At 70.7% G+C, this 24,747-nt stretch carries 28 protein-coding genes; 13 read left to right on the forward strand and 15 right to left on the reverse strand.

Translation table 11 applies throughout. The features are described from left to right. Positions 1–37 precede the first annotated feature (37 nt). Complete coding sequence (locus ACIA5G_RS23040; protein ID WP_395926328.1) at positions 38–706, forward strand: hypothetical protein; 669 nt, start codon at positions 38–40, stop codon at positions 704–706. Here ACIA5G_RS23040 and ACIA5G_RS23045 read toward each other — a convergent pair. Next, positions 703–1,176: a hotdog fold domain-containing protein gene (locus ACIA5G_RS23045; RefSeq protein ID WP_395926330.1), complete on the reverse strand. Its 474-nt coding sequence runs from the start codon at positions 1,174–1,176 to the stop codon at positions 703–705. The two genes, ACIA5G_RS23040 and ACIA5G_RS23045, sit on opposite strands and share 4 nt — an antisense overlap. A gap of 82 nt (positions 1,177–1,258) precedes the next feature. On the opposite strand from ACIA5G_RS23045, the gene ACIA5G_RS23050 reads away from it, so the two are divergent. Together ACIA5G_RS23050 and ACIA5G_RS23055 are read left to right on the forward strand one after the other, a co-directional pair. Continuing rightward, positions 1,259–1,849 carry an acid phosphatase gene (locus tag ACIA5G_RS23050; protein WP_395926332.1) on the forward strand — a complete coding sequence of 197 codons (591 nt, stop codon included), beginning with the start codon at positions 1,259–1,261 and terminating at the stop codon, positions 1,847–1,849. Position 1,850: 1 nt separating this feature from the next. Beyond that, positions 1,851–2,333, forward strand: coding sequence for a GNAT family N-acetyltransferase (locus ACIA5G_RS23055; protein WP_395926334.1), 483 nt, complete (start codon positions 1,851–1,853; stop codon positions 2,331–2,333). Between the two features lie 114 nt (positions 2,334–2,447). On the opposite strand, the gene ACIA5G_RS23060 is transcribed toward ACIA5G_RS23055, so the two are convergent. After that, positions 2,448–2,918, reverse strand: coding sequence for a hypothetical protein (locus tag ACIA5G_RS23060; RefSeq protein ID WP_395926336.1), 471 nt, complete (start codon positions 2,916–2,918; stop codon positions 2,448–2,450). Positions 2,919–3,253: 335 nt separating this feature from the next. Here ACIA5G_RS23060 and ACIA5G_RS23065 point away from each other — a divergent pair, with 335 nt between their 5' ends. Then, the gene (locus ACIA5G_RS23065; protein ID WP_395926339.1) at positions 3,254–4,180 is read left to right on the forward strand and encodes a diacylglycerol/lipid kinase family protein; all 927 of its coding nucleotides are present in this window, start codon (positions 3,254–3,256) and stop codon (positions 4,178–4,180) included. A 277-nt stretch (positions 4,181–4,457) separates the two neighbouring features. Beyond that, positions 4,458–4,712 (forward strand): WhiB family transcriptional regulator, encoded by a 255-nt coding sequence (locus ACIA5G_RS23070; RefSeq protein ID WP_072481920.1) that lies wholly within the window; start codon positions 4,458–4,460, stop codon positions 4,710–4,712. A gap of 308 nt (positions 4,713–5,020) precedes the next feature. On the opposite strand, the gene ACIA5G_RS23075 is transcribed toward ACIA5G_RS23070, so the two are convergent. Next, positions 5,021–6,541 carry a sensor histidine kinase gene (locus tag ACIA5G_RS23075; RefSeq protein WP_395926341.1) on the reverse strand — a complete coding sequence of 507 codons (1,521 nt, stop codon included), beginning with the start codon at positions 6,539–6,541 and terminating at the stop codon, positions 5,021–5,023. Between the two features lie 2 nt (positions 6,542–6,543). Beyond that, positions 6,544–6,756 (reverse strand): biotin/lipoyl-binding carrier protein, encoded by a 213-nt coding sequence (locus tag ACIA5G_RS23080; protein WP_323323221.1) that lies wholly within the window; start codon positions 6,754–6,756, stop codon positions 6,544–6,546. Between the two features lie 135 nt (positions 6,757–6,891). On the opposite strand from ACIA5G_RS23080, the gene ACIA5G_RS23085 reads away from it, so the two are divergent. After that, positions 6,892–6,966, forward strand: coding sequence for a 50S ribosomal protein bL37 (locus ACIA5G_RS23085; protein WP_098515123.1), 75 nt, complete (start codon positions 6,892–6,894; stop codon positions 6,964–6,966). Between the two features lie 66 nt (positions 6,967–7,032). Here ACIA5G_RS23085 and rsrA read toward each other — a convergent pair whose 3' ends face one another. Further along, positions 7,033–7,353, reverse strand: a complete 321-nt coding sequence (gene rsrA / locus ACIA5G_RS23090; RefSeq protein ID WP_284744382.1) for a mycothiol system anti-sigma-R factor — start codon at positions 7,351–7,353, stop codon at positions 7,033–7,035. Further along, positions 7,350–7,973, reverse strand: a complete 624-nt coding sequence (locus tag ACIA5G_RS23095) for a sigma-70 family RNA polymerase sigma factor (RefSeq protein ID WP_395926344.1) — start codon at positions 7,971–7,973, stop codon at positions 7,350–7,352. Before ACIA5G_RS23095 ends, rsrA begins: the two co-directional genes overlap by 4 nt. A 194-nt stretch (positions 7,974–8,167) precedes the next feature. Here ACIA5G_RS23095 and ybaK point away from each other — a divergent pair, with 194 nt between their 5' ends. Then, positions 8,168–8,644 carry a Cys-tRNA(Pro) deacylase gene (ybaK, locus tag ACIA5G_RS23100; RefSeq protein WP_395926346.1) on the forward strand — a complete coding sequence of 159 codons (477 nt, stop codon included), beginning with the start codon at positions 8,168–8,170 and terminating at the stop codon, positions 8,642–8,644. Positions 8,645–8,766: 122 nt separating this feature from the next. On the opposite strand, the gene ACIA5G_RS23105 is transcribed toward ybaK, so the two are convergent. Further along, positions 8,767–9,375 (reverse strand): alpha/beta family hydrolase, encoded by a 609-nt coding sequence (locus ACIA5G_RS23105; protein WP_395926348.1) that lies wholly within the window; start codon positions 9,373–9,375, stop codon positions 8,767–8,769. Then, positions 9,372–10,142, reverse strand: coding sequence for an SOS response-associated peptidase (locus ACIA5G_RS23110; protein ID WP_395926350.1), 771 nt, complete (start codon positions 10,140–10,142; stop codon positions 9,372–9,374). Before ACIA5G_RS23110 ends, ACIA5G_RS23105 begins: the two co-directional genes overlap by 4 nt. A 115-nt stretch (positions 10,143–10,257) precedes the next feature. Here ACIA5G_RS23110 and rsgA point away from each other — a divergent pair, with 115 nt between their 5' ends. From rsgA to ACIA5G_RS23130, 4 genes are all read left to right on the forward strand, one after another. Continuing rightward, on the forward strand, positions 10,258–11,280 hold the full coding sequence (rsgA, locus tag ACIA5G_RS23115) for a ribosome small subunit-dependent GTPase A (protein ID WP_395926352.1): 1,023 nt from the start codon (positions 10,258–10,260) through the stop codon (positions 11,278–11,280). Positions 11,281–11,381: 101 nt separating this feature from the next. Beyond that, complete coding sequence (locus ACIA5G_RS23120; RefSeq protein WP_395926354.1) at positions 11,382–12,281, forward strand: hypothetical protein; 900 nt, start codon at positions 11,382–11,384, stop codon at positions 12,279–12,281. A gap of 70 nt (positions 12,282–12,351) precedes the next feature. Next, positions 12,352–13,104, forward strand: coding sequence for a hypothetical protein (locus ACIA5G_RS23125; protein WP_395926356.1), 753 nt, complete (start codon positions 12,352–12,354; stop codon positions 13,102–13,104). Positions 13,105–13,155: 51 nt separating this feature from the next. After that, positions 13,156–14,037, forward strand: a complete 882-nt coding sequence (locus tag ACIA5G_RS23130; RefSeq protein ID WP_395926358.1) for an NAD-dependent epimerase/dehydratase family protein — start codon at positions 13,156–13,158, stop codon at positions 14,035–14,037. Between the two features lie 265 nt (positions 14,038–14,302). On the opposite strand, the gene ACIA5G_RS23135 is transcribed toward ACIA5G_RS23130, so the two are convergent. Beyond that, positions 14,303–14,794, reverse strand: coding sequence for a DUF6912 family protein (locus tag ACIA5G_RS23135; RefSeq protein WP_395926360.1), 492 nt, complete (start codon positions 14,792–14,794; stop codon positions 14,303–14,305). Next, a complete protein-coding gene (locus ACIA5G_RS23140) occupies positions 14,791–16,197 on the reverse strand; it encodes a wax ester/triacylglycerol synthase family O-acyltransferase (RefSeq protein ID WP_395926362.1) in 1,407 nt (468 codons plus the stop codon). Before ACIA5G_RS23140 ends, ACIA5G_RS23135 begins: the two co-directional genes overlap by 4 nt. A 34-nt stretch (positions 16,198–16,231) precedes the next feature. Here ACIA5G_RS23140 and ACIA5G_RS23145 point away from each other — a divergent pair, with 34 nt between their 5' ends. Continuing rightward, positions 16,232–16,993, forward strand: a complete 762-nt coding sequence (locus ACIA5G_RS23145; RefSeq protein WP_395926364.1) for a TrmH family RNA methyltransferase — start codon at positions 16,232–16,234, stop codon at positions 16,991–16,993. A gap of 4 nt (positions 16,994–16,997) precedes the next feature. On the opposite strand, the gene ACIA5G_RS23150 is transcribed toward ACIA5G_RS23145, so the two are convergent. Then, positions 16,998–17,372 carry an HAD-IA family hydrolase gene (locus ACIA5G_RS23150; protein WP_395926516.1) on the reverse strand — a complete coding sequence of 125 codons (375 nt, stop codon included), beginning with the start codon at positions 17,370–17,372 and terminating at the stop codon, positions 16,998–17,000. A 187-nt stretch (positions 17,373–17,559) separates the two neighbouring features. Here ACIA5G_RS23150 and ACIA5G_RS23155 point away from each other — a divergent pair, with 187 nt between their 5' ends. After that, positions 17,560–18,021: an Rv3235 family protein gene (locus tag ACIA5G_RS23155; protein WP_395926366.1), complete on the forward strand. Its 462-nt coding sequence runs from the start codon at positions 17,560–17,562 to the stop codon at positions 18,019–18,021. Positions 18,022–18,175: 154 nt separating this feature from the next. Here the strand turns inward: ACIA5G_RS23155 and ACIA5G_RS23160 are convergent, their stop codons facing one another. The 4 genes from ACIA5G_RS23160 to ACIA5G_RS23175 form a co-directional block, all read right to left on the reverse strand. Then, complete coding sequence (locus ACIA5G_RS23160) at positions 18,176–19,375, reverse strand: cytochrome P450 (RefSeq protein WP_395926368.1); 1,200 nt, start codon at positions 19,373–19,375, stop codon at positions 18,176–18,178. 63 nt (positions 19,376–19,438) lie between these two features. Then, positions 19,439–22,327: a preprotein translocase subunit SecA gene (secA, locus tag ACIA5G_RS23165; protein ID WP_395926370.1), complete on the reverse strand. Its 2,889-nt coding sequence runs from the start codon at positions 22,325–22,327 to the stop codon at positions 19,439–19,441. A 205-nt stretch (positions 22,328–22,532) separates the two neighbouring features. Then, the gene (hpf, locus tag ACIA5G_RS23170; RefSeq protein WP_395926372.1) at positions 22,533–23,219 is read right to left on the reverse strand and encodes a ribosome hibernation-promoting factor, HPF/YfiA family; all 687 of its coding nucleotides are present in this window, start codon (positions 23,217–23,219) and stop codon (positions 22,533–22,535) included. 759 nt (positions 23,220–23,978) lie between these two features. Next, positions 23,979–24,692 carry a ComF family protein gene (locus tag ACIA5G_RS23175; protein ID WP_395926374.1) on the reverse strand — a complete coding sequence of 238 codons (714 nt, stop codon included), beginning with the start codon at positions 24,690–24,692 and terminating at the stop codon, positions 23,979–23,981. Positions 24,693–24,747 lie beyond the last annotated feature (55 nt).

Raw genomic sequence — 24,747 nt, forward strand, 5'->3', positions numbered from 1 at the left:
GATGTCCGCACGACCGGGTGCGAGCAAGCTCACCGGCATGAAACTTCTCGCACTGGGGGCGGCCGCGGTCGCCGTGGCCGCACTGGGGGTCGCGCCCGGGACGGCGTCCGCCGACGAGCTGCCGACGTTCGACTTTTCGGACTGCCCGGCACCGCCGTCGAACGCCGACCCGGGCACGTGGCGCTGTGAAGCCTTTGTCTCCCAAGGGAAACTGACGATCGGCGGCCGCGAGATCCCGCTCGGCGAAATGCGGCTGACGTTCAGCGAAGGCCGGGTGAACGGCCAGTACGCCCAGGTGTTCGGCGCCCTCCGGCACGCACCCGCCCGCGTCCCCGGCCTGGCGGGCGCGACGCTTCAGCTGCGCTACGGCGGCTACTCCGACTTCCACAGCGACGACGTGCGCCGCGGCGAGCTCGACGTCTACGCCGTGGTGCGGCACCCGTTGCTGCGCAAGGACTGCAGCATCGGCACGGAGGCGAAGCCGCTGCACACGGTGGTGCACGACGACCCGGCCGTGCCGCCGCGGATCATCTCGGAGAACCCGCGGACGGCGTTCTCCGGCACCGTCGACCCGGACCTCGCCCTGCCCGCGACGACCGGCTGCGGCGCCCTCGGCCGGCTCGTCGACCGGCGGCTGGGCCTGCCGTCGCCGGCCGGCGAGAACGCGTTCCACCAAGCCTCCTACGTGCAGTACAAGCCGCTCTAACGCTTCTTCGGCGTCACCCAGATGGTGATCGTCCCGGTGACCACCGGCTTGCCCCGCGCGTCCGAAATGGTCACCGGGACCGGGAGCTCGAAACCCTCGTCGCCGAACCCGGGCAGCTCCGGCACCGACGCCACCGCACGCAGGCCCGTCTCGGCCTTCGCGACGTACTCGACGCTCATGCCCTTCGGCAGCCAGCGGTGCGTCGCGGGGACCGTCGCCTCGGCGAGCATGCCCATCGCGATCTCGGCGAGGTTGCAGGCCGCGATCGCGTGGAACGTGCCGATGTGGTTGTAAACACCCCACCACTTCGGCGCGGTCACCTCGCAGTGCCCCGGCCGCAGCTCGCGCACCGAGGGCAGCACCGTCCGGAAGTACGGCACGCGCAGGCACATCGCGGCGCTGAACAGCTGTTTCCCGCCCGGCTTTGCGGCCAGCTTGTGCCACAGCGCGAACGTCGGCGTCTCGGCCATCAGGTCTCCTTGAGCTAAGCTACTGCTCAGTAGCCAAGCAGACGCCCGGCCGGTGCGCAAACCGCCGGATATATTCGCCCGTGTGGCGAACCGTCTCTTCCTCCTCCGGCACGGCCAGACCGAATGGTCGGTGAACGGACGGCACACCGGCCGCACCGACATCCCGCTGACGCCGGCCGGTGAAGGCCAGGCGCTCGCCGCCGGCGGCACGCTCCGGAGCCTGCTCGGCGGCCCGTCGCTGGTGCTGTCGAGCCCACGCGCGCGAGCGCTGCGGACGGCCGCGCTGGCCGGGCTGCGCGTCGACGACGTCACCGAGGACCTGTCCGAATGGGACTACGGCGAGTACGAGGGCATCACCACCCCGCAGATCCGGGAGACCGTCCCGGGCTGGACGGTCTGGACCCACCCGATCCCCGGCGGCGAAAGCGCTTCGGAGGTCTCCGCCCGCGCGGACCGCGTGCTCGACCGTGCTCGTCGTGACATCGAAGCCGGTGACGTGATCCTGGTCGGGCACGGGCACTTCAGCCGGGTGCTGGTGGCCCGCTGGGTCGGCCTGCCCGCCACCGCCGGCGTCCACTTCGGACTGGACGCGGCCGGCATCGCGGTGCTCGGCGACGAGCGCGGCGAACCCCAGATCGAACACCTCAACCTGCCGCCCGCCCTGGAGGACTGACGTGCCCGACCACCGCATCCGCCGGATCCGCCCCGACGACGTCGAGGCCGCCGTCGGCCTGGCGTACGCACTGGCCGAGTATGAGCGTGCGCCCGACGACTGCCACCTGACCGCCGAGCAGCTCCACGAAGCGCTCTTCGGGGACGCGCCGAAGCTGTTCGGGCATGTCGCCGAACTGGACGGCGAGGTGGTCGGTTTCGCCGTCTGGTTCCTCAACTACTCGACCTGGCGCGGAGTGCACGGGATCTACCTGGAGGACCTCTTCGTCCTCCCGGCCCACCGCGGCTCCGGGCTGGGCAAGGCGCTCCTGGCGGCACTGGCGGCCGAGTGCGTCGCGAACGGTTACGCGCGGCTCGAGTGGTCGGTGCTGGACTGGAACCCGGCGACCGAGTTCTACAAGGCCCTCGGCGCGGTGCCGATGGACGAGTGGACGGTCAACCGCCTCACCGACGAGCCGCTGCGGGCGCTGGCCGAGCAGGCGTAACTCACGTGACCAGAGCCGGAACTCGCGTGATCAGGGCCGGAACTCGCGAGTTACGGCCTCGATCACGCGAGATCCGGCCTCGATCACGCCGGTTACGGGCCTGATCACGCAGCTTCAGTCCTCTTCGTGGCCTTCGCGCTCGGCGCGGCGGCCGGCGAGCCCACCTCGTTCGGCGGCTTCCGTCTCCGTCTCGCCTTCGCGCAGGCCCAGCGCCCAGGCCCGCGACGGCCGCCGGAATAGCAGCACCAGCGCGGCGATGCCGAACAGGGCGATCGGCACACCCCAGACCGGCACCCCGGACGGGCCGAGCAGGTACCAGCCGAGCCCGACCACGATCAGCGCGATCACCACGCCGGGCGAGCGCGCCCACGTCTGGCCCAGGACGAGCCCGCCGGACGCGGCCAGGAACGCCAGCGCCACCACGATGAACGTGCCCGACTCGACGAAGACGTTGTTGCCCGGCTGCGCCGGTGAGCTCAGGCCGTTCACCAGCACGACGACCCCGAATACCAGCAGGGCGAGCGAGGGCACCGCGGTGACGACGCCGGCCAGCCGGACCTCACGGGGAGCGGGCGAGAGCTTCACTGCGGGCCTTCCGGAGGACTTGGTTTGCGGGAGCACAGTGGACTCGACCAGGGCGAGTCACCGTGCGTGAGCCATTTCGATCGTATGCCACCCGGTCGGCCGTTTTCGCGGGACCGCCCGGGCGCTGAGAATTCAGGTGTCGTCGATGAGCGGGCGGTCGGCCCGGGTGCACTTGTCACGACGAGCGGACACTCGCCACGTGAAGGAGGGCCGCCCGGCACAGGGTCACAGGTGCTGTTCGGTGCTGTTCGAAAGCGTCGCCGCGGCCGGTGCTTCCGGTCACCTTGCGCCGTCGAGAGGTTCTCGGGGCGGTGGGCGTCACTTACTCTGCGGTGGTGCGCGCAATCCTCGTCGTGAACCCCCAGGCCACCTCGACCACCGCCGGTGGCCGGGACGTCTTGGCGCACGCCCTCGCCAGCCAGGTCAAGCTCGACGTGGTCGAGACGGACTACCGCGGCCACGCGATGGCCGTCGCGCGCTCGGCCGCGCGGGACGGGATCGACCTGGTCGTGGCGCACGGCGGCGACGGCACGGTCAACGAGGTCGTCAACGGCCTGCTGGCCGACGCGGACGGCGACCCCACGCAGATCGGGCGCATCCCCGCGCTCGGTGTTGTGCCCGGTGGCTCGGCCAACGTCTTCGCTCGCGCCCTCGGCATTTCCGCCGACCCCGTCGAGGCCACCCACCAGCTGCTCAACGCGCTGGAGAACGACCGCTCCCACCGGGTCGGGCTCGGCCTGGCCGACGGCCACTGGTTCACCTTCAACTCCGGCCTCGGCTGGGACGCCGACGTCGTCGGCCGCGTCGCGAAGCGCCGGGGCAAGCAGACGACGGCCGGCCTCTACCTGAGGGCCGCGGTCCGCTCCTACTTCCGGCCGCCGCTGGGCCGGCCGGCCCTCACGATCCGCATCCCGGGTGAGGAACCCGCCGAAGCGCTGACCGCTTTCGTGTCGAACACCGATCCGTGGAGCTACCTGGGCGAGCGTCCGATCCACCTCAACCCGGGTTGCTCGTTCGAGACGGGATTGGGCTTGTTCGCGTTGAACGGTCTGGGGTTGCCCACGGTGTTCAAGCATGTACGCCGCGCTTTGGCTACGAAGAGCAACCAAAAGGGCAAACGTCTCGTGCGTCACGACGACCTGCCGATGATCCGCATCGACGCAGCTGAACCGGTAAACTTCCAGGTGGACGGCGACCTCGTCGGCCAGCGGACCAGGGTGGAATTCTTCAGCGTCCCGAATGCACTCAGCGTAATCGTGTGACGACGGGACACCTGATCGCCTGCGGCAAAGTGCAAGCTGCCGTTCGTCGACGCAGAAGCTCCACTCACCGCATCAGCCTTCCCTTCGGGCGGCTGTTTCGGAGAGAAACCGCAGGTCAGACGTGTCGCTCGGCCGGGTGAGCTGACTCACCGATCTTCAAGAAACACTTGTCGAACGCAGTGCTTCGTGAAAGCATTCACAAGCACCCAAGAACACGACCGCCATTGACGACTTGTGGCGCGGCTCTCTCCCGCGCCATATGAAGGAGCTCACGAACATGGACTGGCGCCACGACGCGGCCTGCCGAGACGAGGACCCCGAGCTGTTCTTCCCGGTGGGAACCAGCGGTCCTGCTCTGTCGCAGGTAGCTCAGGCGAAGGCCGTGTGCCACCGCTGCACCGTCGCTTCCGACTGCTTGGCCTGGGCTCTGGCCAGCGGCCAGGACGCGGGCGTGTGGGGCGGCATGAGCGAAGACGAGCGACGCGCTCTCAAGCGCCGCCGTACGCACATCGGCACGCGCACCAACGCCTGAAGTTCAATCGAAGCACCAGCTTTACCTCTAGCCGAGTAGGAATTTCACCCGGCGGGCATCCCTGTGCCCACGCCGTCTGGGGTGATACCTACCCGAACTGAGTTTAACAAGTGGGGCGAAACCACCCGGCGACGGGTGCGGTGAAACCTCACCGGGACTTCAAGTCCTCCCGCAAAACGCTGAACGGCCCGGCACCTCTGCACCAGGTGCCGGGCCTTCATCGTGTCCTGGGTCCGTCCGCGATCCGCACTCGATCACGACCACCGGGATCGAGATGCCCGGCGGTGATCAAGTCCAAACGCGACGGTCTAGAGCCGCCTCGAAAGAGGGATGCGCAGCGCGGCTTCCGTCCCGGTCGCCCGGGTCGACGACCCCTCGACGCGGACCTTCCGCAGCGACAGCGAGCCGCGCAGCTCCGACTCGACGAGTGTCCGCACGATCTGCAGGCCCAGGCCGTCCGAACGCTCTAGCGAGAAGCCCGACGGCAGGCCGCGCCCGTTGTCGCGGATGACGACGTCCAGCCAGCGAGCCGAGCGCTCCACGATCAGCTCGACCTTGCCCGACCGGCCGGCCGGGAAGGCGTGCTCGATGGCGTTCTGCACCAGCTCGGCCAGCACCATCACCAGCGGTGTCGCGATCTCCGCGACCACCACGCCGAACGAGCCCTTGCGTGACAGCCCCACCTGCGACTCCGCCGTGGCGACTTCGCCGACCATCGGCAGCACGTTGTCGAGCAGCTTGTCCAGGTCGACGCGCTCGTCGACGGAGATCGACAGCGCCTCGTGCACCAGTGCGATCGACGTCACCCGGCGCACCGACTCGGCCAGCGCGAGCCGCGCCTCCTCCGACGTCGTCCGCCGGGACTGCAGCCGCAGCAGCGCCGCCACCGTCTGCAGGTTGTTCTTCACCCGGTGGTGGATCTCGCGGATCGTCGCGTCCTTCGACAGCAGCGCGCGGTCACGGCGTTTGACCTCGGTGACGTCGCGGACCAGCACCAGCGCGCCCGCCGCCTGCCCGGCCGGGCGCAGCGGCAGCGCGCGGAACAGCACCACGGCGCCGCGTCGTGAGTCGGCTTCGGTGCGGCTCGACGGCTTCCCGTCGAGAGCCTCGATGATCCGGTGCGACACCTCGGTCGCGTCGAACGGGTCGCGGATCAGCGACCGCGTCAACGGCGCCAGCCGCGTGCCGACCAGGTCGGACTCGTGCCCCATCCGGTGGTAGGCGGACAACCCGTTCGGGCTGGCGAACACCACCGTGCCGCTGGAGTCGAGGCGGATCAGCCCGTCTCCGACCCGCGGTGACGTGTGTGTGTCGGTCGCGTTGGTGCCGCTCGGCGGGAACGTGCCGTCCACGATCATCTGGCACAGGTCACCGGCGCTGCCCAGGTACGCGATCTCCAGCGGTGAAGGCACGCGCGGCGCGGCCAGGTTGGTCTCGCGGCTCATCACGGCGACAACGTCGTCGTGGAACCGGACCGGGATGGCCTCGCGCCGCATCGGCAGGTCGCGGTACCAGTGCGGGTCCTCTTCGCGGCAGATCCGCACCTCGCGCATGGCCTTCGCCAGCTGCGGGTGCTCCTCCACGGTGAACCGGGTGCCGACGACGTCTTCCGGGTGCGCGGTGGGCGCCGTTGTCGGCCGCGCGTGCGCGACGCAGACGAAGTCGCCGCCGTCCGGCTGCAGGTCCTCGGTCACCGGGACCCAGAGCAGGAAGTCCGCGAAGGACAGGTCGGCCAGCAGCTGCCACTCGGCGACGACGGTCTGCAGGTGGTCCGCCGCCTCCCCGGGGAGGCCGGTGTTGTCGGCGAGCAGTTCGGCGAGCGTCGACACGGTTACTCGACCGTCCCGAGGACGTCGCCCTGCTGGACCCGGTCACCCTTCGCAACGGCGAGGCTGGTCAGCGTGCCCGCCTTCGCACTCACGGCGGGCAGCTCCATCTTCATCGACTCCAGGATCAGCACGGTGTCCCCCGCGGCCAGCGCGGCGCCCGGCTCGGCGACGACCTGGAGCACGGTGCCGACCATCTCGGCCCTGATCTCGGCCATCAACACCCTCCTCGCGCTGAACCGGACCACCCCATCCAACCAGAACGGCGCGCCATGACACACTTGAGAGGTTGACCCCAGCCCGGCAGGCGCCAGCGCCGCGGCCGTGGCCACCATTGACGACGAGGAGTGAACATGTCGAAGCGCGCCCGCAAGCGTCGCGACCGGAAGAAGAACGGCGCGAACCACGGCAAGAAGCCCAACGCCTGAATCCCGGCGTCCGGCATGACGAAGGCCCCCACACCACGGTGCGGGGGCCTTCGTCGTGCTCAGGCGCTATTCGGAACGCTGCTCGAGGGTGATCTCGGTGCGTTCGACCGTCACTCCGCCACGGGTGGCGACGGTCTGGCGGATCGACGCACGCAGCCGGCTCTTCAGCTCGGCCGGGGCGTGGTCACCGCCGCACTTGCGGGCCAGGAGCTGCTTGATGTGCTCGTCGATGCCGTACTCCTCGAGGCACGGCGGGCAGTCCTCGATGTGGGCGCGCAACGCGGCGTCCCGCTCGGCACTGCACTCGCGGTCGAGGAGCAGGTAGATGTCGGCGAGCGCCTCTTCGCAGCGGACCTTGTCGGACGCGCCCTCGCACATGTCGTTCATCGCCCCGCCACCTCTTCCTTGGTGCCCCGGACGAAGCCGCGCTCGCGCGCGACGTCGGCGAGCAGGTCGCGCAGCTGGGCGCGCCCGCGGTGCAGGCGGGACATCACGGTGCCGATGGGGGTGTCCATGATCTCGGCGATCTCCTTGTACGCGAAGCCCTCGACGTCGGCCAGGTAGACGGCCAGCCGGAACTCCTCGGGCAGCTTCTGCAGGGCGGCCTTGACGTCGGTGTCGGGCAGGTTGTCCATCGCCTCGACCTCGGCCGAACGCAGCCCGCTGGAGGTGTGGGCCTCGGCCTTGGCGATCTGCCAGTCCGTGATCTCCTCGGTGGGCTGCTGCACCGGCTGCCGCTGCCGCTTGCGGTAGCCGTTGATGTAGGTGTTGGTCAGGATGCGGTACATCCAGGCCTTCAGGTTCGTCCCGGCCTTGAACGACGCGAAGGCGGCGTACGCCTTCAGGTAGGTCTCCTGGACCAGGTCCTCGGCGTCGGCGGGGTTGCGGGTCATCCGCATCGCGGCCGAGTACAGCTGGTCGAGCAGCGGCATGGCGTCGCGTTCGAAGCGCTCGGCGCGCTCCGCCTCGGTCGCTTCTTCCGGCGCTGAGTTCTGCGTGCTCGGCAAACCGTTCCCTTCCCGCTCGGCGTCGATGCGCGTGCGCGCATACGGCGACGTCGAGTTTACGCGGGGGCCGGGCACACCGCGGTTCGCCGGTGCCTCGGGGCGACGACGGCTGCGAGAGCGTGTGGTGGCAAGGGTCGTGGTCACGTCCCGTACAACCGATCGGGTGCAGTGGACATTCCCTAGACTTCCGTCCCATGGCTGGCAAGGGCACCCCGGCGACCGCGGTTCTGACCAAGCAGAAGGTGGCGCACACGCTGCACGCGTACGACCACGACCCGCGCGCGGAGTCGTACGGGCTGGAGGCGGTCGAGGCCCTGGGACTGGACCGGGCGCGGGTGTTCAAGACGCTGGTCACCGAGGTCGACGGCCGTCTCGTCGTGGGAGTGGTTCCGGTCACGGGGCAGCTGGACCTGAAGGGTCTCGCGGCCGCGGCGGGCGGTAAGAAGGCGAAGATGGCCGATCCGGCGGCGGCCCAGCGGGCCACCGGGTACGTGCTGGGCGGGATCTCGCCGCTGGGGCATCGCAGCCGGCTGCCGGTGGTGATCGACGCGTCGGCGGAGAAGTACGAGACGGTGTTCTGCTCGGCGGGACGGCGGGGGCTCGAGGTGGAGCTGGCACCGGGTGAGTTGATCCGGCTGACCGGTGCCGTGGTGGCGCCGATCGCGGCCTGACCCGGGGTTCGCCGACTCGGCGCGAGCGCCCCAAGGCCACATTGGTTGCGTCTGACGCACCGAAGGCCGCCTTGGGTGCGTCAGACGCACCGAAGGCCACATTGGGGCGCTCGGGACCGGCCTCAGCCGAGCGGGCGCAGCACCCGCGAAAGCCACTCCGTCGCCGCCCGCGAGACGGTCGCCAGGTCGCGGCCCAGGCTGTGGTCGCCGTCCACCAGGACCAGCTCCTGGTGCGGTCCCGGCTTCGGGCGGCCGAACGGGTCGTGCTCGCCCTGGATCACCAGCGTGGGGACGTCGACCGCGTCGAACTCCGGCTGGCGGGTCTTCTCCGGGCGGCCCGGCGGGTGCTCCGGGAACGCCAGGCAGAGCACCGCCACCGCCTGACCGGCGGACGCCGTCCGGCAGGCCACCCGAGCGCCCGACGACCGGCCGCCGAACACCAGGGGCAGCGAGTCGAAGCGCTCCAGGAGCTCGTCCGCGATCGTCAGCCACGCCGTGTCCAGCTGGTTCGCCGGGGCCGGGGCGCGGCGGCCCGCCACCCGGTACGGCTGCTCGACCAGCGCCACGTGCACGCCGGCCGCCTGGGCCGCGCGCGTCACCGCGACCAGGTCCTTCGCGATGAGGCTGCCGCCCGCGCCGTGGCCGAGCATGAGCACCGCCACGCCCTCCTCGGCGCAGTGCAGGTAGACCCGGGCCGGGCCGTACGCGGTGTCGATCGCGAGGGCGGTCATGACTTCGGCACGTCGAACAACGCGCCCTCGGCTTCGAGCTGCTGCTGCGGGTCGACGCGCTCCAGCAGCTCGGGCCCGTTGTTGCGGACGTTGTTGACCAGGCTCGAGATCGGCCGCAGCTCCAGCGACGCGACGATGTCGTCCGGGGTGGGCACCAGCAGGTCGGTGACGTCGTCGCGGTCCGGGTCCAGCCAGCCGTCCCAGTGCGACTTCGGCACGATCAGCGGCATCCGGTGGTGGACGTCGGTGAGCTGGCCGGCGGCGTCAGTCGTGATGATCGAGAAGGTGATCAACGGCGAAGCGTTGTCGTCGTCCTTCGGCCGCCAGGTCTCCCAGATCCCGCCGAACGCGATCGAGGAGCCGTCCGGCTCCGTCATGTAGAACGGCTCCTTCTCCTTGCCGGTGCGGCGCCACTCGAACCAGCCGTCGGCCGGCACCAGGCAGCGGCGGGCCGTCAGCGCGCGCTTGAACGCCGGCTTCTCGGCCGCCGTCTCGGCCCGCGTGTTGATCATCCGCGAGCCGACCGACGGGTCCTTGGCCCAGAACGGCACCAGGCCCCACTTCATCATCCGCAGCGAGCGCTCGGCGGGCTCGTCCTCGAGAACCTGGCCCTCGTCGTCACGCGGGTGCCGCTGGACGACCGTGACCACGTTCTTCGTCGGCGCGACGTTGTGGTCCGCCCGCGCACGACCTTCCGTGAGGTCGATCGCCTCGAACTCTTCGATCAGCTTCGCCGGGTCCTTGGTGGCGGCGTAGCGGCCGCACATGTCCGACCTCCTCGCGGGGGAAACGTCCGGAACGCCATCGTTACACGCAGGCCAGGGCCCTGGCGAGCGGCATGGGATCATTCGGGTGGGCACCGGTGCACGAGAGGCGGACGGTTTGGCGCGCAACGACTGGAGCAAGCTGGACGAGTCCGACGTCCGCGTGCGTCCCGGCAAGGGCACCCGGCCCCGCAGCAAGCGCCGTCCCGAGCACCTCGACGCCGTGAACGCCATGGTCATCGGCAAGGACCGCGGGCGCTGGACCTGCGCGATCGACGCCGATCCCGAACGGGTGATCACCACGATGCGGGCCCGCGAGATGGGCCGGACGCCGGTGGTGGTGGGCGACCGGGTCGGCGTGGTCGGCGACGTCTCGGGCAAGCCGGACACCCTCGCGCGCATCATCCGCGTCGACGAGCGCACCAGCTCCCTGCTGCGCACCGCGGACGACACCGACCCGTTCGAACGGCTGGTCGTCGCCAACGCCGAGCGCCTCCTGATCGTCACGGCGCTGGCCGACCCGCCGCCGCGGACCGGCTTCATCGACCGCTGCCTGGTCGCCTGCTACGCGGGTGGCGTCGAGCCGGTGCTGTGCCTGACGAAGGCCGACCTGGCCAGCCCCGACGAGCTGCTCGCGGGCTACGCGGGCCTCGACATCCCGGCGATCGTGACCCGCTACGACGAAGAGCCCGAAGGCCTCGCGGAGATGCTGAAGGACCGGGTGACAGCGCTGGTCGGGCACTCCGGCGTCGGCAAGTCCACGCTGGTCAACCGCCTGGTCCCGGACGCCGATCTGGCCGTCGGCGTGGTGAGCGGGGTCGGCAAGGGGCGGCACACGTCCGTCGCCGCGGTGGCGCTGCCGCTGCCGGACGGCGGCTGGGTGATCGACACCCCCGGCGTGCGGTCGTTCGGGCTCGCCCACGTCACCGCGGACGACATCGTCGACGCGTTCGAGGAGTTCGCCGCGGCCGCCGAAGAGTGCCCTTCGGGCTGCGGGCACCTGGGGCCGCCCGAGGACCCGGACTGTGCGCTCGACGACGTCGTCACCGACGGCACGGCGCTGCCCGAGCGGCTCGCGTCGCTGCGGCGCCTGCTGGCCTCACGCGGCGGCCACGAGGTAATCCGCGCCACGGATTCTTGAGGCAACCGGGAACCGGTTGCGGATCGTCACCGTCACATCGGTAACCATTCGTCCGATCGGGCGATATGCCGAGCGGAAGATCCGATCCTGAGGGGAATTCGATGCGCAAGACCACCCTGGTCGCCGCCAGCGCCGCCGTCCTGGCGCTCACGCTGTCGGCTTGTTCCGGCAACTCCGCCAACGGCACCGCCGAGCCGGCGGCCGCGGGCAGCCAGTCGCAGGCCGACGGCGGCAGCGGCCTCGCCTCGCCGTTCACCGACGCGATCCAGCTGGCGTCGGCGTCCAAGCAGGGCACCGAGAAGTCCAAGTCGGCGAAGTTCACCATGGAGGGCTCGGTCGCCGGCCAGACCCTCACCGCCACCGGCGCGATGGCCTTCGACGGTGCGAACACCAAGTTCTCGATGACCAGCACCGCGGCCGGCGAGACCACCGAGATGCGCATGGTCGACAAGGTCATGTACATCAAGCTGCCGGCCGAGCAGCAGAAGCAGATGGGCACCGACAAGTCGTGGGCCAAGATCTCGGCCGACGGCACCGACCCGATCTCGCAGGCGATGGGGAGCGCGCTGTCGCAGTCGGCTGAGCAGAGCGACCCGAGCAAGATCCTGGACCAGGTCGCCAAGGCGGGCCGGATCATCTCGTCGGACCAGACCGAGCTGAACGGCCAGCAGGTCAACCACTACAAGGTGGAGCTGGACGTCGCCAAGTCGGTTGAGCAGTTCACCCAGCAGGTGCCGGCAGCCACGCGTGCCAAGCTGACCGAGATGCTCAAGGGCAAGGACGTCAAGATCCCGGCCGAGCTGTGGCTGAACAAGGACAACCTGCCGGTGCAGGTCACCATGGACCAGGGCCCGATGATGCAGGCGCTGGGCGTGCCGGGCGCGGGCGAGTCGAAGTTCACCATGAAGTACAGCGACTGGGGCACCACGGTCGACGTGGCGGCCCCGCCGGCCGAGCAGGTTGTCGACCTCGGCGAGCTGATGAAGCAGGGCGGCCGCTGACCGGCTGACCGTGAGTAGCAGCGGCTCCCCCGAACGGGTTCGGGGGAGCCGCTGTGTTTTTGTTGTCGCCATGCGCAAAGCCGCCGTCGTGCTGCTGCTCGCCCTGCTCGCCGGTGCGTGCTCCCCCGCCTCCCCGCCACCGTCGTTCGACGACGCACGGGCACTGGCCGACGCGGCCACGGCGGCCACCACGAGCGGCGGCTCGGCGAAGTTCGGCACGGACGTCGCCGTCGGCTCCGTCCGGTCGAAGGGCCAGGGCCAGGCGCGGTTCGGCGCCGGCGGGACGTCCCAGGTGATGACGACCGACTTCATCGGCGAGCCGATGGAGCTGCGGCTGGTGGCCGGGAAGCTGTACGCGAAGGTGCCGGAGGGCTCGCGCGACGAGGTCGGCGCCGGCAAGCCGTGGGTGGTCGTCGCCCAGGACGGCACGGACCCGTTTTCCCAGGTGCTCGGCGGCAGCCTCGCGCAGCTGGCTGCGCAGAACGACCCGGCGCACACGCTGGGCGAGATCCGGACGGCGGGCACGATCGTCTCGGCCGAGCGCACCGACCTCGGCGGCGTGGCGGCGGAGCACTACCGCGTCGACCTCGACCTGGCCCGGCTCGGCACTGACCTGCCCGCGGGGCTGTCAGCCGACGAAGCCGGGCGGCTCGGCGGCAAGTTCCCGGTGGAGCTCTGGCTCGACGACACGCACCGGCCGCTGCAGATCGTGCTGGACCTCTCGCCGATCCTGCAGGGCGGCGAAGCGCGGATCACGACCCGCTACACGGACTGGGGAGCGCCGGTCGAGATCCAGCCGCCGCCTTCGGGCGAAGTGGGCTAGTCACGTTTTCGCCCGCCGTCTCGTCCGGATGTCTGTCGAAAGGAGACGGACATGCGGGTGATGGTGATCGGGGCGACGGGTGTGCTGGGGCGCCCGGCGGTGACGCGGCTGCTGGCGGCGGGGCACGAGGTGAGCGGCCTGGCCCGCGACGCCTCACGCGGGCCGGCGATCGAGGCGACCGGCGCGAAGCCGGTGACGGGCGACCTGTTCTCGCCGACTTCGCTGGCGGCTGCCTTACGCGGTCACGACGCCGTGCTGAACCTCGCGACGCGCATCCCCCGGAAGGTGACGAGCAAGTCCGCCTGGGCCGGGAACGACCACGTCCGGCTGGCGGGGAGCGCCGCGCTGGCGGCCGCGGTCCGGCAGGTCGACGAGGTGCGGATCGTGGTCCAGGAGGGGATTTCGTTCGTGTACGCGGACGGCGGCGATCGGTTGCTCACGGAGGACGCTCCCCTGCGGCCGCGCGGGGTGACGGCTTCCTCGGTCGTGGCACACGCGAACGTGGCGGCTTTGGAGGACCGGACGGTGGTTCGGCTGCGGATCGGGACTTTGGTGGGTTCTGACGCGATGACTTCGGCTCTGCTGGCGGCGGCCCGGCGTGGAGCTCCGCTGATCATGGGGTCGCGGTCGGATTGGACAACGGCGATCCACCCATCCGACGCGGCTGCGGCCGCGGTGGCGGCGTTGGACGCGCCTTCGGGGGTTTACAACGTGGGGGCGCCGGCGGTGTTGAAGGGCACCTTGGGCGCGGCGATGGCTGCGGCGGCCGGGGTTCGGAAGGCGCGGGCGCTGCCGAAGTGGCTGGTTTCGCGGCTGGCGATGGCCGAGCCGATGGGGCGGTCGCAGCGGGTGGACTCGGGGAAGCTGATGGCCGCGACCGGGTGGCGGTGTGAACGGCCGGCGCCGGGGCCGGAGTGGTTCGCGGCGGAGTGAGGGATCTTCCCGGATGGCGGGGGCTCGCAAGGTGGCCCGCAGGCCTGCGATGGGGCGCCTCCGATGCGGTGAATGAGTCGTTCACTGCATTCCGGAGGGCACCCCAGGGGCCACCAGCCCACAAGAACAGCCCCCGCCCGTCCCAGGGGGGCGTCCCCGGCTCCAGTCTATCGGCCACCCCCGACCGAAACCCCAGTTCAGCCACTCGGCCCACAAGTTATCCACAAGCATTCACACCTGTGGACAACTCGGTAGAACGGATCCCTCAGAGCAGCTCCAGCAGGAACGGCAGCTCCTGCGGCGCGTACCAAGCCAGCTCATGGTCCTCGGCGTCGCCCAACGTGAACTCCGCGTCCGGGTCGCCCAGATCCGCCGCGTCGATCACCGCTGCCGCCGCGGACACCGCGTCCGCCGCCTCCGCCGCGTCCACGTGGATCGCCGCCACCGCCGAAAACGGGATCGGGCCGCCGATGCGGACCACCGGGGCGTCGAGGTCCGGGCGCAACGTCAGGCCCTCGACGTCCGCCGAGATCACCACGCGGCGTGGCTCGCCCTTCTCCTCCGCCGCGATCAGGCGCAGTGAAGCGCGGGCCGCGTCCAGCAGTGCCGCGTACTCCAGCTCCTCGTCGCTCCCGCTCACGTACGCCTCGCGCAACGCGGGTGTCAGCGCGAACGCCGTCCCGCTGCGGGGGCGGAATTCGCCCGAGGTTTCGAGGTCGCGAAGCATCGCGATGGTCGCAGGCAGATAGACCCTCACCAGTGCGCACCCTTCAGCTCTTCCAAGGACTCTTCGATCATCCCGGCCACGAGGTCGACGTCGAACGCGGCCTTGCGGTCGCCGTTGAGTCCGAAGTAGACGCCGCCGTGGTACGACGTCACCCCGATCGCCAGCGCCTGGGTGCGCATGAGCGGCATCACCGGGAACATCTCGACCAGTCTGGCCTCTCCCGCGTACATCGGCATCTGCGGGCCCGGCGAGTTGGTCACCATGACGTTGAAGATGCGCCCGGACAGCGACCCCGCCGCCCGCGCGCCCAGAGAATGCAAGGTCGCCGGGGCGAAGCCGCCTACCTTGAGCAGCCCGCGCGCCGCGACCGAGCGGCCAGAGTCGAGGTGCTCGGCCATCGCGTGCCCGATGTGCTGCAGGCGCAGCACCGGGTTCGGCTCGCCGACCGGCAGATCGACCAGGTACGCGGCGACCTGGTTGCCGATCAGCGCGGGTGTCGAATACTCCGCCGTCTCCGCGTCGCGCACCGCCAGCGGCACCAGCGCGCGGATCGTCGCGTTCGGATTCAGCGCCTCCTCACGCGAGACCAGCCACTCGCGCAGCGCGCCCGTGATGGCGGCGAGCACCACGTCGTTGACCGTGCCGCCGTGCGCCGCGCGGATCTTCCGGAAGTCCTCCAGGCGCGTGCGCACCACGGAGAACACGCGGCCGCCGGACACCCGGACGTTCAGCGGCCCCGGCGGCGCCGGGCTCACCAGCGTGCGCAACGCCGACGCGACGCCGCCGACGGTCTCGGCGAGCTTGCCCGCCGTCGCGACCGCGTCGTTCGCCGCCGACCGGACGTTCTCCACGACCTCGCCCGGCCGCTGCACACCCTCGCTCACCGCGTCCAGCACCAGCTGCGTGCGGCTCGGCTCGCGGCGCGGGGTCCAGATGTCCTCGAACGGCTCCGGCTCGGCCGGCGTCGGGTCGAGGATGAGCTGGCCCAGCTCGATCGTGCCGACACCGTCCACAACGGACTGGTGGGTCTTGGTCACCAGCGCGATCCGGTCGCCGGACAGGCCCTCGATGAAGTACGCCTCCCAGAGCGGCCGCTCCGGCGCCAGCCGCCGCGACATCAGCCGCGCCACCAGGTCGAACAGCTGCTCGTCGCTGCCCGGCTGGGGCAGCGCCGAACGCCGGACGTGGTAGTTCAGGTCGAAGTCGACGTCGTCCACCCACACCGGCCGCGCCAGGTGGCCCGGCACGTCCTGCACGCGCTGCCGGTACCGCGGCAGGTACGCCAGCCGCGCCCCGACGAGGTCGAGCAGCTGCGCGTAGCTGAACCCGGAGCGCGGCCGCTCGAAGATCGCCACGCCGCCGACGTGCATCGGGGTCGCGTGGTCCTCCAGGTAGAGGAACGAGGCGTCCAGCGCGGAAAGGCGGTCGGGCATGGGCCGATCCTTACACAGTGCGAGACTGCCCGGTGTGGGTGATGACTCGACGATTTCGCCGAAGGACCGCTTCCTGACCGTGTACGGCCGGAAGCCGGTGCTCGAGGCGCTGGCGGACGACGGCCTGCGGGTGGACAAGGTGATCCTCGCCGACACCGCCCGCGGCCCCGGCGCCACCGAGATCCAGCGCGCGGCGAAGGCCGCCGGCGTGCCGGTGCAGCGCGCCAGCGCCCACCGGGTCAAGGTGCTCGCCGGCAACGGCAAGCAGGACCAGGGGGTGCTCGCCGACGTCGTCGCGCCACGGATGCGCGCGCTCGAGGCGGCGCTGTCGGACCGCCGGCCGCCTTCTCGGGTGCTGGTGCTGGACGGCATCACCACTCCCGCGAACGTCGGGATGATCCTGCGGACGGCGACCGCCGCCGGGCTGGACGGCGTGATCGTGCCGCGCCGCGGGGTCGCGGCGCTCGACCCGCTGGTGGTCAAGGCTTCGGCCGGCGTCGCGTTCCGCGCGCCGGTGCTGCGCTGCGGCTCCGCGCGCGAAGCGGCCGAGATGCTGACCGAAGCCGGCTTCGGCCTCTACGCGCTGAGCGCCTCGGCGAAGACGGCAGTGTTCGACGTGGACCTGCCGCAGCGCGCGGCGTTCGTGCTCGGCGGCGAGACGGCGGGCGTCGGCGGGGAAGTCGGCGAGCTGGTCACGGAATGGCTGTCCATTCCGATGCCGGGTGACGTCGAGTCGTTGAACGTCTCAGCCGCGGCGGCGGTCCTGTCGTTCGAATTGGTGCGCCGCGGCCGCTGACCCCTCACCCGTCCGGGAACAGCACATCCAGTTCGGCGAGCGTCTCCTCGACCGATCGGTGGTGCACCCCGACCATGCCCGCCTCGACCGCGCCGCGGATGTTCGCCGCGGAGTCGTCCACGAACGCGCACCGGGTGGCGGGCAGCCCGAGCCGATCGGCGGCGATCAGGTAGACCGCCGGATCCGGTTTGGCGACGCCGACCTCTCCCGAAAACACCAGTGCGTCGAAATAGTCGAACATCGTGTTCTTGACCTCGGCCGACGCCCCCGGGGCGTTCGACAGCAACGCGGTGCGGACGCCTCGCTCACGTACGGCCGCCAGGTAGTCGTAGAAGCGGCCGGCGTCGGGATCGGTGAGAACTCCGGCAAAATCGACCAATAACCCCTTCAGCACCCGGCACACCATAGCGGGGTGGGTACCCGGTGTCTCGCATAGCGCAACACTGTCCGGGAATCCATGTCTTCCGCGGTTCTGTGCCGAATCGAGCGATTCCGGTCTCCTTTCCGGCCCGTTCCCCCCTCTAAGCGGTGGAGGCGGCGAAATGCCGAGTCCGGGAGGGGAGGAAATGACCGAGGAACATCGCCTGAGAACGCTCGTCCACTACGAAGCGCCTCGCCGGGCCGAACGTCCGGCGGCGCTGACCCCCGAGGAGCACCGCCGCGCCGGAACCCGGTGGCCGGTGCCCCGGCAGCTCGAAGCGGGCGAGGTGGGCCGGCTGCTGAACATGCTGCTGGAGGCCTACGACGGCCGACGGCCGGCCGCGCAGATCCGCGCGCTGGTGGCGCCGGAGGTCTACCGGGGCCTCAGCGGACCGCGGCTCGAACAGCCGCGGCACCGGACCCAGACCGTCCACACGTGCACCGCGGTGCCGGACGTGGTCGAAGCGTGCGCCCGCGTGGAGGCGGACGGCCGTTCGTTCGCGCTGGCGGCCCGCTTCACGCGGACCCCGGCGGGCTGGCGCTGCGTGCGGTTCGCCCTGCTGAAACCGCAGAGGCCGGCCCAGCGGTCCCAGCGAGCAGCGGCGTGAGGCGGGCCGGACAGGCGCGCGCTCCGCCCTGTTCCGGGTGGACGGCCACGCGCGGGCGAGGCGTGCTGACGGCTCGCCTGGCCGACCGCGGTGTGAAGCCGCGCTGAGCCGCTGAGGGTCACCACGAGAGCGCCAGCTGCCCTCGTGGTGGCCTTCAGAGCGCGACCGGCAGGCTCGCCAAGCCGCGCAGGGTCGTGGTCGGGTTCCAGGTCGGCGTGCCCGCCAGGGACAGCTCCGGGGCTCGCCGGGCCAGTTCGCGGAACACGATGCGGCCCTCCAGCCTGGCCAACGGTGCGCCGAGGCAGAAGTGGATTCCCTGGCCGAACGCCAAGTGACGGCCCGGTGCCCGCGCCGGGTCGAACGTCTCCGGATCCGGGCCCGTCGCCGGGTCGCGGTTGGCCGCTCCGATGAGGACGATCGCCTGGCTGCCCGCCGGCACCGTCAAGGAACCGAGTGTCACGTCGCGCAGGGCCGTTCTGGCCGTCAGCTGGACCGGTGAGTCGTGGCGCAGCACCTCCTCGACGACCCGGTCGGGCGACGCCGCCGCCGGACCGAGGCCGCCGTGGCGCAACAGGGCCAGGACGCCGTTGCCGATCAGGTTCGTCGTCGTCTCGTGGCCCGCGATCAGCAGGAGCGTCAACGTGACCAGGAGCTCGCCCTCGCTGAGCGCGTCCCCGGCGTCCGACACCGCGACCAGCGCGGACAGCAGGTCGTCACCCGGCTCGCGGCGGCGGCGCTGCGCCAGCTCGCGGAAGTAGCCGACGAACGACTGGCGCGCGCGGACCGCCGGCTCGACCGTCTCCGGGCTCTGCAGGAAGGGCGGGTCCAGCGCCCGCGCCATCGCGTGCGACCACGCCGCGAACTGCTCGCGGTCGTCCAGCGGCACGCCGAGCAGCTCGGCGATCACCTCGACCGGCAACGGCTTCGCGAGCGCCGTCATCAGGTCGAACTCGCCCCGCGCGCGGCCGATCAGCTCCGCGGTGATCTCCTCGATCCGCGGCGCCAGCTGGTCGACCATCCGCGGCGTGAACGCCTTCGCCACCAGCCGCCGCAGCCGCGTGTGGTCGGGCGGGTTCAACGACAGGAACGCCCGGACCACGCGTCCCGACTCGTCGACCGGCTGGTCCGGGAGCCGGTCCGCCGGGTCCAGGTACTCCGGCTCGGGGTGCCCGAACGCCGGGTCGCGCAGCACCTGCGTGGCCTCGACGATGCCACTGACGGCGTACATCCCCTCGGCCAGCATCGCGACCGGCCGGCGCTCACGCCACCGCCGGTAGTGCGGGTACGGGTCCGGCCGCCGCTCGGCGCCGAACAACGCGAAGAACTCCTGCGGATCCGCCGACACCGCCGTCACGACCGTCCCCCGTTCACGGAAACGGGGCGCGCGGACCAGCCGCGCGCCCCGATCACACCCACGTCAGCGACGCGGGCCCTTCTTGCCCTTCTTCTGCGCGTCGCGCTGTGCGGCGCGGCGGTCCCGGCGGGTCCCCCCGCCACCACCGCCCGCGGCCTGCGCCCCGCCGTCGGCGTGCGACTCGACCTCGCCGTCCTCACCCGGACCGGACAGGGTCACGCCCGACTGCTGGCCACCGCCGCCGAGGCCCTTGCCGCGCAGCGCGGCCGGGACGGACTCGGTGTCGGTCGTCGGCGGCTGGGGCGGCGCCGGACGCGCGTGGCGACCTTCCGCCGCGGCCTGGCCGTTGCCCGACGGGACGCCGGTGGGCAGCGCCGCCGCGTCCTCCGCCGGGGGTGCCTCGGCCCGCTCGACCTGCAGGTTGAACAGGAAGCCGACGGCCTCCTCCTTCAGCGAGTCGAGCATCGCGCGGAACATGTCGAAGCCCTCGCGCTGGTACTCGATCAGCGGGTCGCGCTGCGCGAGCGCCCGCATGCCGATGCCCTGCTTGAGGTAGTCCATCTCGTAGAGGTGCTCGCGCCACTTGCGGTCGAGGACCGTCAGCATCACCTGGTGCTCCAGGGTCCGCATGCCGTCCGGGCCGACCAGCGCGTTGATCTCCGCCTCACGCTTGTCGTAGGCGTTGCGGGCGTCCTGCACCAGCGCCTCGCGCAGGCCGTTCGCGTCGAGGTCGCCGTCCTCCATGAGGTCGTCCCACTCGATGCTGACCGGGTACAGCGTCTTCAGCGCCGTCCAGAGCTTCTCGTGGTCCCAGTCTTCGGCGTAACCGTTGGCGGTCGCACCGTCCACATAGGCGTTGACGACGTCGACGAGCATGCCCTCGATCTGGTCGCGCAGGCTCTCGCCGGCCAGGACGCGGTGGCGCTCGGCGTAGATCACCTTGCGCTGCTCGTTCATGACCTCGTCGTACTTGAGGACGTCCTTGCGCTGCTCCATGTTGATCTGCTCGACCTGGGTCTGCGCGCTCTTGATGGCCTTGGAGACCATCTTGTGCTCGATCGGCACGTCGTCGGGCAGCCGCATGGTCGTCATGACGCGCTCGACCATCGTCGCGTTGAAGCGGCGCATGAGCTCGTCGCCGAGCGACAGGTAGAAGCGGGACTCGCCCGGGTCACCCTGACGGCCCGACCGGCCGCGGAGCTGGTTGTCGATGCGGCGCGACTCGTGCCGCTCGGTGCCCAGGACGTACAGGCCGCCGGCCTCGCGGACCTCTTCGGCCTCGGCCTTCGACTCTTCCTTGACCTTCTCGAGGATGGCCGGCCAGGCGGCTTCGTACTCCTCGGAGTGCTCGACCGGGTCCAGGCCCTGCTCGCGCAGCACGTGGTCGGCGATCAAGTCGGGGTTGCCGCCGAGCACGATGTCGGTGCCGCGGCCCGCCATGTTCGTGGCGACCGTGACGGCGCCCTTCTGGCCGGCGCGGGCGACGATCAGCGCCTCGCGGTCGTGGTGCTTCGCGTTCAGCACCTCGTGCGGCACGCTCAGCTTGACCAGCAGCTTCGACAGCCGCTCGGACTTCTCGACGCTCGTCGTGCCGACCAGGACCGGCTGGCCCTTCTCGTGCCGCTCGGCGATGTCCTCGGCGACCGCCTCGTACTTCGCTTCCTCGGTCTTGTAGATCAGGTCCGGCTGGTCGGCGCGCACCATCGGCCGGTTCGTCGGGATCGGCACCACACCCAGCTTGTAGGTCTGGTGGAACTCGGCGGCCTCGGTCTCGGCCGTACCGGTCATACCGGAGAGCTTGCCGTAGAGGCGGAAGTAGTTCTGCAGCGTGATCGTGGCGAGGGTCTGGTTCTCGGCCTTGATCTCGACCTTTTCCTTGGCCTCGATCGCCTGGTGCATGCCCTCGTTGTACCGGCGGCCGTGCAGCACGCGACCGGTGAACTCGTCGACGATCGCGACCTCGCCGTTGCGGACGATGTAGTCCTTGTCGCGGTGGAAGAGCTCCTGGACCTTCAGCGCGTTGTTCAGGTAGCCGACCAGCGGGGTGTTCGCGGCCTCGTACAGGTTGTCGATGCCGAGCTGGTCCTCGATGAACCGGACACCCTTCTCGGTGACCGCGACGGTGCGCTTCCGGACGTCGACCTCGTAGTGGTATTTCGAGTTGATCAGGTTCGTCTTCTCGACGCGCTCCCGCGAGCCCATGGTGGTGGTGTCGATGCCGTTCATCAGCGGGGCGAGCCGCGCGAACTCGACGTACCAGCGCGACGACTGGTCCGCCGGGCCCGAGATGATCAGCGGCGTCCTGGCCTCGTCGATCAGGATCGAGTCCACCTCGTCGACGATGGCGAAGTGGTGCCCGCGCTGCACGCAGTCGTCGAGGCTCCACGCCATGTTGTCGCGCAGGTAGTCGAAGCCGAACTCGTTGTTCGTGCCGTAGGTGATGTCGGCGTTGTACTGGGCGCGCCGGACGTCCGGCTGCTGCTCCGACAGGATGACGCCGACCTCGAGACCGAGGAAGCGGTGGATGCGGCCCATCCACTCCGAGTCACGTTTGGCCAGGTAGTCGTTCGTCGTGACGACGTGGACGCCCTTGCCGGGGATCGCGTTCAGGTACGCGGGCAGCACACAGGTCAGGGTCTTGCCCTCACCGGTCTTCATCTCGGCGACCTGACCGAGGTGCAGGGCCGCCCCGCCCATCAGCTGGACGTCGAAGTGGCGCTGGCCGAGCACCCGCTTGGCCGCCTCCCGGACGACCGCGAAGGCCTCCGGGAGCAGCTCGTCGAGGGATTCGCCGTCGCCGTTCCGCTTGCGGAACTCGTCGGTCTTGGCCCGCAGCTCGGCGTCGGTCAGGTCCTTGACGTCGTCTTCGAGGGTGTTGATGTGATCGGCGATGTTGCGCAGCCGCTTCACCATCTTGCCCTCACCCGCGCGGAGCAGGCGGTTCAGCACCATCCGGTCGACCTCACTAGCTGATCATGATCGCGCCCAGGCCGGTCCCGGGCAGGTTCTCCCGCGGCGGCGGCCGTGGTCGGCGCCACCGTCCCACCCCATCGTAGGGAACGGTGGCGCCCGTGTGCACACGCCGTAGGTCCTGACATGCGGATGGCCCGCACGCGGGCGCGTGCGGGCCATCGGCGAAGGCCTCCTTCGAGCCGGCTCAGCCGAGCCGGATCACGCCGTAGTCGAAGCCTTTCCGCCGGTAGACCACGCTGGGCCGGCCCGCATCCGAGTCGTTGAAGAGGTAGAAGTCGTGGCCGACCAGCTCCATCTCGTAGAGAGCCTGGTCCACCGTCATGGGTTCCGCGGTGTGCTGTTTCTCGCGAACGACGCGACCGGGCTGGTGACCCAGATCGTCGTCGGCCCAGCTCTGCTGCTGGGGCAGGTGGATCTCTCCGGCACTCGCGAAGCCGTTCGTCTGCGGTTCGGCTTCGGGTGCGTCCAACACCGCGGTACGCGCGGCGGGACTGGCTGCGGCCGGGGATCCACCACCCGGCAGGACCGAGGTCGCTTCGGCGACCGACTCCGGGCGGCTGCGCCCGTAGTGCACGCGCCTCCGGTCGTGTGTCCTCCGCAGCCGGTTCTCCAGCTTCGTGACTGCGGAATCGAGCGCTGCGTAGAAGTCGGCGGCACACGCTTCAGCGCGTACGGCCGGGCCACGCCCCTTTCCGGTGATTTCGACGCGCTGGCAGCTCTTGGCCTGACGCCGATTGGGTTCGTGGAACAGCTCCACGTCGTACCGGATGACTTTCCTGTCGTAGCGCTCGAGGCGGGCCAGCTTTTCGCTGACGAGTGCCCGATAGTGCTCGGGCACCTCTACGTTGCGGCCCTTAACGACGATGTCCATACACGACCTCCCTCGCTGAGATGACTGCGAGCTGTTGAGTTCACACACGGCGCCGGTGTAGCGGGGACGGAAGCCCGGATCGCGGGCTGAGAAGGAACTCGGATCGGTTCACGACGTCTCGTGCCGGATGCCCGAGCGCGGACTCAGCGCACCTCCGGCGCCAGGGACATGGGCTCGTCACCTCCCTGCCTGCGGGGATTGCTGATTGCGGAGCACGTTAGCTTCCTCACGCCCGTTGCAACAGCCCCCGAGCCGGGGGATGTCGAGGAATGAGACTCCGTCACCCCGCGCAGTGAGCGGGGAGTGAACACCAGAAAACACCCGCTGGTCGGACGCGGTCCGCCAAACCCGCTTTCACACGGACGGCGCATCGCTGCCGGCTGGTGGACGCCGAGGGTGACGGCACGGTCCCGCACAGCCGCCACTCCGGTGGAGTGGTGTGGCAGCCGAGTGGCCGTGATCGACATCCTCATGCCCGGACAACGGGCGCGGGCGCGCTCGCGTTCCCGGCAGATGTCACTCGTGTAGGTGACCCGGGAGTCACCCGGCCGCGAGGTTTGTTTCGGGCAGGTTCCTTTCGTACGCGGAGTTTTGCCGCTGTGGCTGGGGGTAGTCGCCGGGCCGGCCGCGCGCCGGAGCTTTCCGCTCGGGCGTGTGAATAATTCGTGCGGCTTCCGGCCGTTCGGTGTCGCTTCGCAACGGAAAGGGAGATCCGCCTTTCGCTTGGTCAAGGGGGACAAAAGATCGGCACGCGCCGGCTCACCCGGCCGCGAGCAGCGTCAGGACGGCCACCACCGTGAATCCCTCCGCCGCCAAGGCCTTCACGCAGGCCGCCGCGGTCGCTCCCGTGGTGACCACGTCGTCCAGGATCACGATCGGGAACCCCGGCGGCGGCCGGCCGGACCGGCGGAACCGGAGCCGTCCGGCCAGGTTGGCCACGCGTTCCGCGCGGTCGAGGCCGACCGCGTCGCGGACTCCCCCGGCCAGCTCCAGCGCGGGCACCACCGCGACTTCGAAGCCCCGGGCGGCCAGGACGCTCGCCGCGGCGTCCGCCAGGCGCTCGACGTGCGGGCCGCCCCGCACGCGCGCCGCCGATGGCCGGCTGGGCGCCGGGACGAGACAGATGGCGCGGGACGGCGGTGGCACCGTGGCAACACGCTGCGGGACAGGAGCGGAAACGGTTCCGGTACCGGTTCCCCTCAACGGCAGCACAGCCAGCGCCTCCGCCAGCGCCCGCCCCAGCGACAACGCCAGGTCGCGCCGCCCTCGCTCCTTGTACGCGATCAGCAGCCGCCGCCCCACGCCGCGGTACCGAGCTAGCGCGAACACCCGCACCAACCCCGCTGTCGGCACCCGGACCACTTCGGACACCGAGCCCCACACGCGCTCGCACCGGGCACAGCAAGGCGCACCCCGCGCCCCGCAGGCGGCGCAGCGGCTGGGGATGAGCAGATCGAGCAGCTTGGCAATCACACGGACAGTGTCACGACCGGCACCGACAGTTTCGAACGTCCGGACGTCACCCGAA

It is taken from the genome of Amycolatopsis sp. NPDC051758, assembly GCF_044453095.1.
Taxonomy (GTDB): domain Bacteria; phylum Actinomycetota; class Actinomycetes; order Mycobacteriales; family Pseudonocardiaceae; genus Amycolatopsis.

Coding starts and splice junctions, on each gene's coding strand:
- ACIA5G_RS23070 (WP_072481920.1), top strand. CDS start 4,458: ATGGACTGGCGCCACGACGCGGCCTGCCGAGACGAGGACCCCGAGCTG.
- ybaK (WP_395926346.1), top strand. CDS start 8,168: ATGGCTGGCAAGGGCACCCCGGCGACCGCGGTTCTGACCAAGCAGAAG.
- ACIA5G_RS23140 (WP_395926362.1), bottom strand. CDS start 16,197: ATGCCCGACCGCCTTTCCGCGCTGGACGCCTCGTTCCTCTACCTGGAG.
- rsrA (WP_284744382.1), bottom strand. CDS start 7,353: ATGAACGACATGTGCGAGGGCGCGTCCGACAAGGTCCGCTGCGAAGAG.
- ACIA5G_RS23110 (WP_395926350.1), bottom strand. CDS start 10,142: ATGTGCGGCCGCTACGCCGCCACCAAGGACCCGGCGAAGCTGATCGAA.
- ACIA5G_RS23105 (WP_395926348.1), bottom strand. CDS start 9,375: ATGACCGCCCTCGCGATCGACACCGCGTACGGCCCGGCCCGGGTCTAC.
- ACIA5G_RS23045 (WP_395926330.1), bottom strand. CDS start 1,176: ATGGCCGAGACGCCGACGTTCGCGCTGTGGCACAAGCTGGCCGCAAAG.
- ACIA5G_RS23130 (WP_395926358.1), top strand. CDS start 13,156: ATGCGGGTGATGGTGATCGGGGCGACGGGTGTGCTGGGGCGCCCGGCG.
- ACIA5G_RS23155 (WP_395926366.1), top strand. CDS start 17,560: ATGACCGAGGAACATCGCCTGAGAACGCTCGTCCACTACGAAGCGCCT.
- ACIA5G_RS23040 (WP_395926328.1), top strand. CDS start 38: ATGAAACTTCTCGCACTGGGGGCGGCCGCGGTCGCCGTGGCCGCACTG.
- ACIA5G_RS23120 (WP_395926354.1), top strand. CDS start 11,382: ATGCGCAAGACCACCCTGGTCGCCGCCAGCGCCGCCGTCCTGGCGCTC.
- ACIA5G_RS23125 (WP_395926356.1), top strand. CDS start 12,352: ATGCGCAAAGCCGCCGTCGTGCTGCTGCTCGCCCTGCTCGCCGGTGCG.
- secA (WP_395926370.1), bottom strand. CDS start 22,327: ATGGTGCTGAACCGCCTGCTCCGCGCGGGTGAGGGCAAGATGGTGAAG.
- hpf (WP_395926372.1), bottom strand. CDS start 23,219: ATGGACATCGTCGTTAAGGGCCGCAACGTAGAGGTGCCCGAGCACTAT.
- ACIA5G_RS23080 (WP_323323221.1), bottom strand. CDS start 6,756: ATGGCCGAGATCAGGGCCGAGATGGTCGGCACCGTGCTCCAGGTCGTC.